This window comes from Lysinibacillus sp. KCTC 33748 (assembly GCF_002237755.1).
Classification (GTDB): Bacteria; Bacillota; Bacilli; order Bacillales_A; family Planococcaceae; genus Lysinibacillus.
In genome coordinates, this window is record NZ_MWSJ01000025.1 from 43099 (window position 1) to 55243 (window position 12145).

Annotated in this window: 10 protein-coding genes; all 10 read left to right on the forward strand. The window is 36.5% G+C overall.

Going from position 1 to position 12145, the window contains the following annotated elements:
- Positions 1 to 5: 5 nt before the first annotated feature.
- Positions 6 to 1874 carry a cell wall metabolism sensor histidine kinase WalK gene (gene walK / locus B1B04_RS21415; RefSeq protein ID WP_079563378.1) on the forward strand — a complete coding sequence of 623 codons (1869 nt, stop codon included), beginning with the start codon at positions 6 to 8 and terminating at the stop codon, positions 1872 to 1874.
- Positions 1871 to 3190 carry a YycH family regulatory protein gene (locus B1B04_RS21420; RefSeq protein ID WP_170939049.1) on the forward strand — a complete coding sequence of 440 codons (1320 nt, stop codon included), beginning with the start codon at positions 1871 to 1873 and terminating at the stop codon, positions 3188 to 3190. The genes walK and B1B04_RS21420 overlap by 4 nt, the downstream gene beginning before the upstream one ends.
- Positions 3177 to 4004 carry a two-component system regulatory protein YycI gene (locus B1B04_RS21425; RefSeq protein WP_079563380.1) on the forward strand — a complete coding sequence of 276 codons (828 nt, stop codon included), beginning with the start codon at positions 3177 to 3179 and terminating at the stop codon, positions 4002 to 4004. Before B1B04_RS21420 ends, B1B04_RS21425 begins: the two co-directional genes overlap by 14 nt.
- The gene (locus B1B04_RS21430; protein ID WP_079563381.1) at positions 4004 to 4792 is read left to right on the forward strand and encodes an MBL fold metallo-hydrolase; all 789 of its coding nucleotides are present in this window, start codon (positions 4004 to 4006) and stop codon (positions 4790 to 4792) included. The genes B1B04_RS21425 and B1B04_RS21430 overlap by 1 nt, the downstream gene beginning before the upstream one ends.
- 292 nt (positions 4793 to 5084) lie before the next feature.
- Positions 5085 to 6380 carry a S1C family serine protease gene (locus B1B04_RS21435; protein WP_079563382.1) on the forward strand — a complete coding sequence of 432 codons (1296 nt, stop codon included), beginning with the start codon at positions 5085 to 5087 and terminating at the stop codon, positions 6378 to 6380.
- 241 nt (positions 6381 to 6621) lie between these two features.
- Positions 6622 to 6786, forward strand: a complete 165-nt coding sequence (locus B1B04_RS21440; protein ID WP_079563383.1) for a CxxH/CxxC protein — start codon at positions 6622 to 6624, stop codon at positions 6784 to 6786.
- Positions 6787 to 6876: 90 nt separating this feature from the next.
- Positions 6877 to 7356 (forward strand): 23S rRNA (pseudouridine(1915)-N(3))-methyltransferase RlmH, encoded by a 480-nt coding sequence (gene rlmH / locus B1B04_RS21445; protein WP_079563384.1) that lies wholly within the window; start codon positions 6877 to 6879, stop codon positions 7354 to 7356.
- Between the two features lie 598 nt (positions 7357 to 7954).
- Positions 7955 to 8131 (forward strand): hypothetical protein, encoded by a 177-nt coding sequence (locus tag B1B04_RS25820; protein WP_170939050.1) that lies wholly within the window; start codon positions 7955 to 7957, stop codon positions 8129 to 8131.
- 215 nt (positions 8132 to 8346) lie between these two features.
- Positions 8347 to 10161 carry a methyl-accepting chemotaxis protein gene (locus B1B04_RS21450; protein ID WP_079563385.1) on the forward strand — a complete coding sequence of 605 codons (1815 nt, stop codon included), beginning with the start codon at positions 8347 to 8349 and terminating at the stop codon, positions 10159 to 10161.
- A 586-nt stretch (positions 10162 to 10747) separates the two neighbouring features.
- Positions 10748 to 12139 (forward strand): TcaA 3rd/4th domain-containing protein, encoded by a 1392-nt coding sequence (locus B1B04_RS21455; RefSeq protein WP_079563386.1) that lies wholly within the window; start codon positions 10748 to 10750, stop codon positions 12137 to 12139.
- Positions 12140 to 12145 lie beyond the last annotated feature (6 nt).

Genomic DNA, 12145 nt, shown 5'->3' on the forward strand with positions numbered 1-12145 from the left:
AAGGAATGCAGAAAGTAAGCTTCTTTAAATCAATTCATGTAAAGCTAGTACTAATTTACATCTTACTAATCCTACTTGCTTTGCAAATAATAGGAATCTATTTCGCGCGTGAATTAGAGCGGAATTTAAAAGAAAACTTTCGGGAATCCATTTTTCAACGTGTCGATTTGATGCAATATAGCATTCGTGAAGAAATGTTAAAAGAGCGCGATGAAAGTAGTATGCCAACTCTTGAAGAGAGCTTGAAAACGATAGTTATGGAGTTTTCAACGGGGTTGAAGGACGTTTCTGATGGAGATATTTTAGGAATCCGTGTCATCGATAATAGACAACGTATTCGCGCCACATCTGAGGTAGACAATCAAGGTTTGATTGGACAGCGCTCAAATAATGATCTCGTGCGCCGTGCCATCTCTGCGGAAACTTTATTTGAAAACATTAAACTTGATAATAAAACAAGAAATCGAGTGTGGGTGTTAGCTTCGCCAATTCGAGATGGTGCAGGTCCTGATGATGAAATCATAGGGGTTCTTTACATTGAAGCTGATATTGAATCTGTTTTTGAACAAGTGAATGACATTAACCGTATTTTCCTTGGGGGTACGGCAGTGTCCATGGTGATTACGATCTTTTTAGGGATTTTAGTGGCACGAACAATTACACAGCCAATTTCAGATATGCGTAAGCAGGCACAGGCGATGGCAAAGGGTAACTACTCTCGAAAAGTGCGGGTTTATGGTACAGATGAGATTGGGCAGCTTGCTATTACCTTTAATCATTTAACCAATCGCTTGCAGGAGGCGCAATCTACTACAGAGGCAGAACGGCGAAAGCTCGATTCGGTCCTTAGTAATATGACGGATGGTGTTGTTGCGACAGATCGAAAAGGGCGGATCATTCTTATTAATGATCCCGCGCTAGAGCTTCTCCATATTTCAAGAGATATTACATTAGGTCGTCCGATTGCATCTGTTTTAGGTATTGACCAAGAGTATAGTTTTGAGGATTTAATTCACATGAATGATGCGGTGAATTTAAATTTCAGTACAGCAGACGCACCGTATATTTTGCGTGCGAATTTCTCTGTCATTCAAAAAGAAACGGGCTTTATTAATGGTCTAATTACCGTACTGCATGATATTACGGAGCAGGAAAAAATAGAGATGGATCGTAGAGAATTTGTATCGAATGTGTCACATGAATTACGGACGCCATTAACGACGATGCGTAGTTATTTAGAGGCGTTAGCGGATGGTGCATGGAAAGATGAAAATATTGCTCCAACATTTTTGAATGTCACACAAACAGAGACAGAGCGTATGATCCGATTAGTGAATGATTTATTGCAGTTATCACGAATGGATAGTTCAGATTATGAGTTGAATAAAGACATTGTTCTATTCAATTCATTCTTTAACCGTATTATTGATCGTTTTGAAATGTCTAAGTCAGACAAAGTGAGATTTGAACGTTTATTACCAGAAGCCTCTTATTATGTAGAGATTGATACAGATAAGGTGACACAAGTTATCGATAATATTATTTCCAACGCTATTAAGTATTCACCAGATGGAGGTAATATTCGCTTTGGCTTTACAGTGCAAGGAGATATGCTGAAGGTGATGATTTCTGATGATGGTATGGGAATTCCTAAGGAAAATGTAGGACGTATTTTTGACCGTTTCTATCGAGTAGATCGAGCACGAGCACGATCTATGGGAGGCACTGGTCTAGGTCTAGCTATTGCGAGGGAGATGATTGAAGCTCACGATGGTAAAATATGGGCTGAAAGTGAGGAAGGACATGGAACAACAGTGTTCTTCACATTACCACTTAATTTAGATGATTTTGACGAGGCAGGTGAGTGGGAATGAAATATATAGAACCAGTTAAATCAGGTGTATTATTTCTACTCGTTGTGCTAAGTGTAGTTTTAACTTTTATGATTTGGACATACACGCCAGATTATAAAGTTATTGAACAGACTGAAGGAAAAGAAATCCTGATTGGACCACAAAAGAAAATGGCGGATGTCATTCGTCCGTATAAAGCTATTTACCGTTTTGATAAGGAATTTACCGGAACCGTTTCTAATGGCGTCATGGAAGATATTATGCAAGCATTTGAGGGATGGAATATTCTAGATTTAATGCCTGTAAACAATAACCTTACAGCCGACTCTTTAAACGAGATGATTCGTACGAACAATTGTATGACTGTCTTTTTTACTGGTGAGATTCCTTACTCTGCCTTTAACTCAATTTTTCAGTTCGCCGATAAGGAGCTACCTGAAACAACCTTTAATCGTATGATTATAGATTGGAGTAAGTATAGTAACAAAGAGTTACAGGTGTTTTTCATTAGTGGCAATAATGAATCATTGATGCGTTCGCATGTAAGTCTAGAAAATGCTAATCAGTTTGTACGAAATATTATTGAGCCAGCGAAAACATATGGTCCTTTTACAGAGGTGGAGCGAGATGGCTTTACCTCACTATATATTGCAAACGATAAAATTGAATCATCAAAGTATACGTATTTTATCGAAGAGAAACCTGAATTGTTAAAAGATGTATTATTTACAAATCTAAAAAATGTCCGGCGAACTGATGAAAGTACAACTACTGAAAAATATCAAGATGGAATGTCAAAGATGGTGCTTGATTCAAAATTGAAATCATTGACTTATGCAAATCCAGCTGCAGAGAGTAGTATAAGAATAGAACCTTCCAAGCTCTTGAAGGATAGTTTTGAATTTATCAATGAACACGGTGGCTTTACAGATGATTATCGCTTAGTATCAACAAGTACAAGCAATAATCAATTAGATTATCAGTTATATTTACATGGATTACCGATTTTTAGTGAACAGGCGATAAATCGAATTACAACCGTTTGGGGAGATAACCGTATTTTCGTCTACAAACGTCCATACTTTTCTTTTGAGAAAGATATTCCATCCGAAAGAGAGATGAAAGAACTTCCGTCAGGAACAGAAGTCGTTGAACAGATTAAAAAGCTAAATAACATTGCTTTATCAGATATAGATGACATTGTTGTGGGATTCTATTTGACTCTTGATCAAAATACAATTGTGACAATAGAGCCGTGTTGGTTTGTCATTCGTAATGGTGTATCCACGAGACTGACGCCTGAAGTAGTAGGGGGTGTCAAAAATGGATTGGAATAGAACAAAATCTATTTTTATATTCGTTTTTTTAATCTTAAATATTTTCTTGTATTGGTTGTATTTAGATCGTTATAACGAAGCGCAGAGCGTAGAAATACTAGGTGAAAAAACAATAGAAGCCCGTTTAAAAGATGATAATATTACGTATGGACCACTGCCTAATAGTAACGAGTCTGCTACTTACATTACAGGCGAAGTGCATATTTTTAAAAATTCTGCTCCTGATGATAATCAGAAAGTGAGTTTTACGGATGAGACACATACACAAATAAGTGCTGTTTTTATCAATCCTGTGAAATTACGAAATATTAATGACGATGCAAGTCTTATCGATTTTGTCCACACAAACGTTAAAAACGGGGATTCTTATGCATTATGGGAGGTAGACCGTGAGGAACGAGTCGCAGTTTTCTTCCAGAAGAAAAATAATCGAATATTCTATTACAATGATAGTGCCGTGTTAAAAGTACACTGGAATATGGATAACGAAGTGACAAATTATGAGCAGACAATGATTGACAATATAGAAGAGATGGAGCAACAGGAAACCGTTATTCCACCACTTCAAATTTTCCAAACACTTTATAATAAAACGCTATTAAAGTCAGACTCGAGTATTGCGCAAGTGAAGTTAGGTTACTCGACATTTAGTAAATTAGATAAAACGCAAGTGTTGATACCAACATGGGAAGTACAAGTGAAATTATCGGACGGAGAAATAGAAGAGTACTTCGTTGATGCTATTGATGGAAAAATTATTGAAATCCAAGGAGACAAGCAACAAGGTGAAGAGGAAGACTGGGGAGTTGAATGATGCGATTTAGTGTTTTAGCAAGTGGCAGTACAGGAAATTCGATTTATGTAGAGAATGATGATCATGCATTTATTGTCGATGCTGGTCTAAGTGGCAAAAAGATGGAGCAACTATTTACAAAAGTCGACCGCAATATGAAACAGCTAAGTGGCATTTTCGTTACGCATGAACACAGTGATCATATTAAAGGAATAGGTGTATTGGCACGAAAATATAATGTACCTATTTATGCAAACAACAAAACATGGCAAGCAATGGACGGGCTAGTTGGGGATATACCTTTAGAGCAACGTTTTGAATTTGAAATGGATACTGTAAAGCATTTTGGTTCATTAGCTGTTGAATCCTTTGCTGTATCACATGATGCAGCAGATCCAATGTTCTATAGTTTTCATGAAAACGGGCGTAAGCTTGTTGTTATTACGGATACAGGTTATGTTAGTGACCGTATGAAGGGTATCATTCGAGGTGCTGATTCCTTTGTATTTGAAAGTAACCACGATGTGAATATGCTGCAAATGGGGCGCTATCCATGGTCTATCAAACGTCGTATTTTAAGTGATGTAGGGCATGTTTCAAATGAGGATGCAGCTATAGCAATGAGTGAGGTAGTATTTGAAAAACCAACAAATATTTATTTATCACATTTAAGTAAAGATAATAATATGAAAGAGCTTGCGCGCATGAGTGTCACACAAACTTTGCAATCCTGCGGTATTATTGCCGGAGAGTATTTAAATTTATTTGATACAGATGCAGAAGAGCCGACAAAATTAGTTACTGTGTAACTTTTCTCAGCAAATGTTTTATGTAACGTAAGTGAAACGGCAGTTACAAATGTTTTATGTAACGTAAGTGAAACGTCGGCTACATTGCTTTTGGCTTAAAGTGAGTTAATCATATCGAATTATACAATAAAAAAATGAGGCTTTAATGAGGCTGTTCAATTACATTTTATAGAAAATGCATTGAACAGTCATTTTTATGTCCATTTTATTTATTTTTCATCTGATTTTAATGTTTGAATCGTAATATTAAGGTAACAACTAACAAATACTAATAAGAGAAAGGACGAGGAGAATGAGCTATTTTCAAGATGATGATAAAAACAAAGATTTTCTAAAAAATGATGATATACAGAAGTCACCTCTTCAGGAGCGACTCGAACAAGAGGAGCGAGAAACGCAAGAGAAGCGTCATAAAAAGAAAGGCGGTGGCGGAGGAAAGGGTGGTTATTTTTTCACTGGTCTTATCGGTGTCATCATTGGCGCTTTACTCGTGTGGCTCATGATGCCTGGACTTGTCAATCAAATGCCAGGTACAACGACGAGCAGCACGGGTGAAAATGAAACAACCATTAATCAAGTTGCAACAGAAGTGACTACTGATGTTACGAAAGCCGTAGATAAGACTTCTGGGGCTGTTGTAGGGATCACGAATATTCAAGAAGTAGCAAGCGGCGGATTCTGGAGTCCACAAGCCTCAGAACAGCCTGCAGGAAGCGGTTCAGGTGTTATTTACAAAGTTCAAGGTGATAAAGCCTTTATCGTGACAAATAACCATGTTATTGAGGGTGCAAAACAGTTAGAAGTAACAATGCCAGATGGAACGAAAGAAGTAGCGCAATTAGTTGGTCGCGATGTTTGGACAGACTTAGCTGTTATTTCAATCAGCTCTAAAGACGTTAAGACAGTTGCGACATTTGGTAACTCAGACGTATTAAAACAAGGTGAAACAGTTATCGCAATAGGTAACCCACTTGGCTTAGAGTTCTATGGCTCTGTTACTACAGGTGTTGTTTCTGGTAAAGATCGTTCTGTACCAGTGGACATAAATAATGATGGCACAAAAGATTGGCAACAAGAAGTATTACAAACAGATGCAGCTATCAACCCTGGTAATAGTGGTGGTGCACTTGTTAACCTTGCTGGTGAATTAGTCGGTATTAACTCCATGAAAATTGCGGAATCTTCTGTTGAAGGTTTAGGATTCTCAATTCCGATTAACTCAGCAATTCCAATTATCGAGGAATTAGAGAAAAATGGTGAAATGAAACGTCCAACAATGGGTATTCAATTAGTAGACTTAACGGATGTTCCGTCATTCCACCAACAGCAGACGTTACAATTGCCAAAAGATTTAACAACAGGTGTTGTTGTTACAGATGTCGTAGCTAACTCTCCATCTGCAAAAGCAGGCATTCAACAATACGATGTTATAGTTGAAATGGATGGCAAAAAAATTGAAACAGCAATCGATTTACGTAAACATTTATATAATGACAAAAAAATTGGTGATAAATTAACGATGAAAGTATATCGTCAAGGTAAAATAGTGGAATTATCACTAACATTAACAAATAGTGGTTCATTGTAAAGTTAAAAATCAGTGGGGATGATAGGATCTCCACTGATTTTTTCGTTGAATTATGAAGAATGATTTAGAAAATATTGTGGATAACTAGAAAATTGTGAATAATAACATTAACAAGGTGAGTGGCGGTATGAAGCCTATTCTTCCATACTTGCCTGTCCTTTGTTACAATAGATTGTGGATAACATAGACCGAATTGTGAATAAGTTTGTGGAAATTTCGGAAAATAAGAAGAGGTGTAAAAATGGAAAAATACAGCTGTGAAAACCATATAGAACACGCTTTAGACATGTTTGTGGCAGAGCAAAAAGAGTTCCCGATTATGGATAAAGTCGAAGAGGATAAAAAGTTATCCACAAAATGTAGCTACTGTGAACAGCCTGCAGAATATCTTGTATCAAGTAAATAACTTTACACAAGATATAGGATTCTCTTGTGGATATGTTGATAACTTTTGTGGATAATTTGTTTGTAAATGAAATGTAAAGGTGGATAACGTGTGAATATAACGATTGTATCAGTCGGAAAACTAAAAGAAAAGTACTTAAAAATGGGCATAGACGAATACGTAAAACGTCTCGGTGGCTATGCAAAAATGGATATAATCGAAGTACCAGATGAAAAAGCACCCGAACAGCTAAGCGAAGCAGAAATGGAAATCGTCAAGAAAAAGGAGGGTGAACGTATTCTATCTAAAATCGGCCCAGATACATACGTTATCGCCTTAGCCATTAACGGTAAAATGAAAACCTCAGAACAAATGGCGGCAGATCTTGAATCTCTAATGACCTACGGCAAAAGTAAAATCGCGTTCGTCATCGGTGGTTCCCTTGGTTTACATGACGATGTGTTAAAACGAGCTGATGAGCAACAGTCTTTCGGAAAGATGACATTACCACATCAGCTAATGAAACTTGTTTTGGTGGAGCAGGTTTATAGGAGTTTTAGGATTATGAAGGGTGAACCTTACCATAAGTAAGTGCGTTTTTTTCTGAAGAAATTGATACAGCACCATTCCTTTTCGTATGGAAGGTGCTGTGTTGATTAGATGAACATTTGTTGCATGAAGGCTTGTTTTTGGTTTAATAAGCCTTCTAATTTTTTTCTTCAAAATCAATCTTATTTTGAAGGGTAGTTATAAAGTTAGCAATTATATTTTGCTCAAGATTGAAGGGACTAGTATAGGCGTTTCAAGGAAGGTAGAATCTTTTATACTTACACGATCATGTCTTGCTCCAGAATCACCATACATATAAAGAAAAACGAACTGATTTTACTTGCTCTTGTAAATTAGGTAAATATAATTTAATTGATGATAAATCTCTAGGATATACAGCAGCTATGCGGGTTATACCAACAGCCCTCGCTTTTACTTGTGACCAAACTGAAGGAGTAGTATACAAATAATTTAAAAAGTGACTATTAATTTTTGAGACGATAAGTTAGATATTGCGGACATTGTAAGGAAATATCATAATTTAGGTTCAAAAGAAGTAATTAATAATCAAAGTTCTACTTTTCAATCGAAGATAGATTCAAGGCTTAACCTTTTTAGCTTAAGTATAAAAGACTTTAAAGTGGCTGATAATTACAATTTTATTGAAGAAGCTGCAAATATAATAATTAAATTTCACGATTTTAACTTGAAACATTATTCAAATCGCTTTGCGAAAGATGATGGCCAATTAAGAGATACGCTTTTAAAAGTTTATGTTGTAGAAACAGAGATTGGAATTTTGATGAAGAAGTATTAAAATCATTAACGAGGGATAAAGGGAGAACTAAAATAAACTTTGCTCCAAATATTTTATAAATGTATAACTTATGTATAACTGGTTGAGCTGAAACAGTGTAACTATGAATATTAAGCCCTCCACCACAATAAAAAGGATTACAATATTTGCGTGAAGCGGGGATCTAACCGCAACTATGTGTATTATTATAGATAAAAGCTAAAATAGAAGGTGTAATGAAAATGGGTTTTCCCTTGATTGGAAGAAAAAAATTATTAAATACCAGAAGGACAACTAAGCGCTCTAAAAAAGCGAAGTCTAGAAGTTTAGTATTTACGAGCTCGTTATTTCTCTCCGCTCTCATAATTATCGTTATCGGATTAATGATTTCCCTGTCCATCCGCGATCAACGTGGGGCGTACTTTCGCCAATTTGATGAATATGGAAAAGTATTCAAATCCATAACTCAACAAAATGAACCTCTTGTTGCTGAAGCAACGAAGACAATTCTTGAGCATCAACCATTGGAGGGAAAACCATTCGAAGAACTCCCCAATATTTTTAATTCTATGAACTCCAATTATATGGTAGTGGATGTCTATTTATTAACACCGGACATTATCAAGAAGGATGGCAAAGAATACTTATATAACTCAGAATATGGTCGGGATCCGGTTGAATATGCTGAAGAGTTAGGTACGTTATATGAATTAGATTCGGATTTTCTTAAAAATTACGAAGATGCAATGAGAAACGGTAGCACCTTAACTGATGTTTACACTGATGAAGGTGGAACTTTCATCTCGTATTTAGCGCCGATTAATGACGGAAGCGGGAAGCCAGTTGCCTTGTTCGGTGTCGATTTCGATTACGGGATTGTTAAAAAGGAACTTCAACGGATTCTATGGACGAATATCACGGTTGGTATTTTTTTTGTACTTATGTTAATCGGGTTGGTTGTATTCATTCTTCGTAAAATGTTGCGCCCGCTTGCACGTTTAGCTGAAGTGTCTGAACATGCTTCGAAAGGCGATTTAACCGTTGAAATTCCTGTACTGAGCCATAATGAGATTGGTAAGGCTGCAAGTTCATTTAATCAGATGATTAGCGGACTTCGGATATTGACCCATAACATACAAAATTCTTCGAATGAAGTTGCAGTATCTTCTTCTCAATTACAAGAAAGCGCTACCCAGACCGAAGCAGCTACACAAGAAATCACAGGTGCCATTCAAAACATTGCTGTTGGGCTCGATGAACAACTTCGTCATACTAATGAGTGTCAACAATCAATGAAGGAAATGGGAATGGGTATTCATAGAATCGTAGATGCATCATCCATCGTCTCAGAATTGGCTTCGGTTACAGCAGATAGCGCAAATGCAGGAATGAAGGATATAGAAACAACAGTTGCTCAAATGAGCACAATTGAACAAAACTTGAAAACATCGGTCGAAGCAATCCATGGACTGAAGAAATTAAGCGATCAAGTTAGTGAGATGGTTACATTAATAGGTAGCATTGCTAATCAGACCAATTTGCTTGCACTTAACGCATCGATTGAGGCATCGCGAGCAGGTGAGCATGGTAAAGGTTTTGCCGTTGTGGCTCAAGAAATTCGTATACTCGCTGAACGGTCCAAAATCTCTTCGGAGAAAATAACTGACATACTCCAAGGCATCAGCGATCACACGAGTAAAACAGTGGTTTCTTTGGATAAATCAATGACAGAAGCCCAGACAGGTACACACATTGCGAATAAGGCAGGGCAAACATTTAGTTCGATCGTGGAGTCGATTCAGAAAGTGTCCGATCAGATTGATGAAGTATCTGCTGCTTCGGAACAACTGTCATCAGTAAGTGAGTTAGTTGCGGCTTCACTAACAGTGCTGGAGGGTATCGTAGATTCATCTTCAGCCGACTCTGCTCACGTCGCCGCCTCATCAGAAGAACAACTTGCAGCCATGCAAGAGGTAGCCAGTTTTGCAGCTATGCTTTATGGGCTGGCGGATGAAATGAAACAGAGTGTTGACCGTTTCCGTGTAAAGTAGGTTACTGGTTAAAACCGCACTTACATTAGTTACGGTGAACCGTATAATAAGTAAGTGAGGTTTTCTACTTTACTGACGAGTAATTGTTAATAAAGTTGATATAGCTGTGAGATGACAGCCTAGCTAAGAGATTAGTTGGGCTGTTTTTATTTTCCTGTGCTATGTATATATAGATTTTGGTAAATGTTTCATCATTTGCTAATACATAAGATGGCAGAGAGTTCTTCAATGAGGGGATGATGTAGCTTTGGAGTCGTTCCACCAATCGGTCCAAAAATTTCGGATTCAGTTTTTGAACTGATTGGTGACTCAAATCAAGAATAAAAAACGTACTTAGAACAGTTACGGAGAACCGTATCACAAGTAAGTGAAGGTTATTTCAGTTACCTTAGTTTCAGTTTGAGAGTTAAACATTTTATTTTTGAAATGTAAGGGGGGCTAACATAGAGTAACGCTGTGTGTTGGCCTCCCTTTTTGCGTATTTGTTCTTTTGATTTTGGTGGTAGTTACTGTTTTTTTAGTAAGACTAGTACCATTTTTCAAAAAAATGTATAATATGCTGATGTATATGTAAGGAGGAATAAAAATGGATTTTTGTGTTCACTGTGGTCATCAAAATGCAGAAGAAACTAATTTCTGTGAGAACTGTGGTAAACCTATTAATTCGGTAAGGGAAACAAAATCTGAATCGAATAATTCTGTAGGACCACAGTATTCTAAACAAAATGGAAAAATGTCGAAGAAGAGTAAGTTTACAATCATAGGTATTGCAGTAATGATCGGGTTAGTTGTGATCGCAAATATTGCTATTACAAAAATGTTAGATCCGATGAAGCAGATTGAAGCGATGGATTCTGCATTGAAACAAGAAGATTATCAAGCGTTTTTAGAAGAATTCCAAATTCCTGAAAAATCGATTTATGATGCTGAAAGTTTTTCTTTGTATGTAAAGGAAAATGGGTGGAGCGCAATTCGTGATAATTTAATAGAGGAAGTAAATTCTTTAGAAAATGGTGAATTCGCGGATCCCATTAGTGATAGTCATGGTACAGATTTGATAACGATTTTACAAAAGGAAGTCTTGTTTGGGCTCTTTAAAAAGGTAGAATTCAAATTGGTACCAATAGAAGTCTACACTGAAGCGCCATTAAAGGATATAGAAATTATGATTAATAATCATAAAGTTAAAACGGATAACGAAGGCACACAATTATTGGGCCAGTATTTGCCTGGTGTTTATGCCTGGAGTTATACGTATGATGGCCAGTGGGCTAACTTGAAGAATAGCGGTGAACTGGCAATCCGAGGGAATGGATCAAATAAGCTGAAAATTGATATTGATTGGGATATGACATCTTTAGAATTAGATTCTGACATAGAAGATGCAATCGTTTATGTAAATGGGAAATCCACTAAAATGACTGTTTCAGAAATAGGGGAAATGTACCCTCTTCCAGCTGACGATATTATAAAGATTTATGCTGTTGCCAAAAACTCAAAAGGTCAAGAGGTTCAATCAAATATCATTACTTCAGATGCCCGATATGCTTACTTTGAATTTCCAGAAGATACAAATCAACCTACTATTGAAGAAGAACAAGAAAAAGTTACAAATGGAAGTCAAAAAGATGAGTACATACAGAAGCTAGATTCGATTGATGCTGGCTTAGCAGATTTGGAGCATTTGTATACTAATAAAGATAATACAGAAATTTTAAAAGCAGAAAAAGAAACATATACTAGATGGGATAATATCTTAAACGAAATTTATGCTTTGTTAAAACAGCAACTTTCTAGTGGTGATATGCAGAGTTTAAAAGAAGTACAAATAGAGTGGATTAAAGACAAAGAGAGTTCTGCCAAAAATGCGGCTTCAAAGTATGCTGAAGATGAAATGAAAGAAATTACAAAGTATAAAATTGAAGCTCAATATACGAAAGAAAGATGTTATGAGCTAGTAAAAAATTATATGAAATAAACAAGT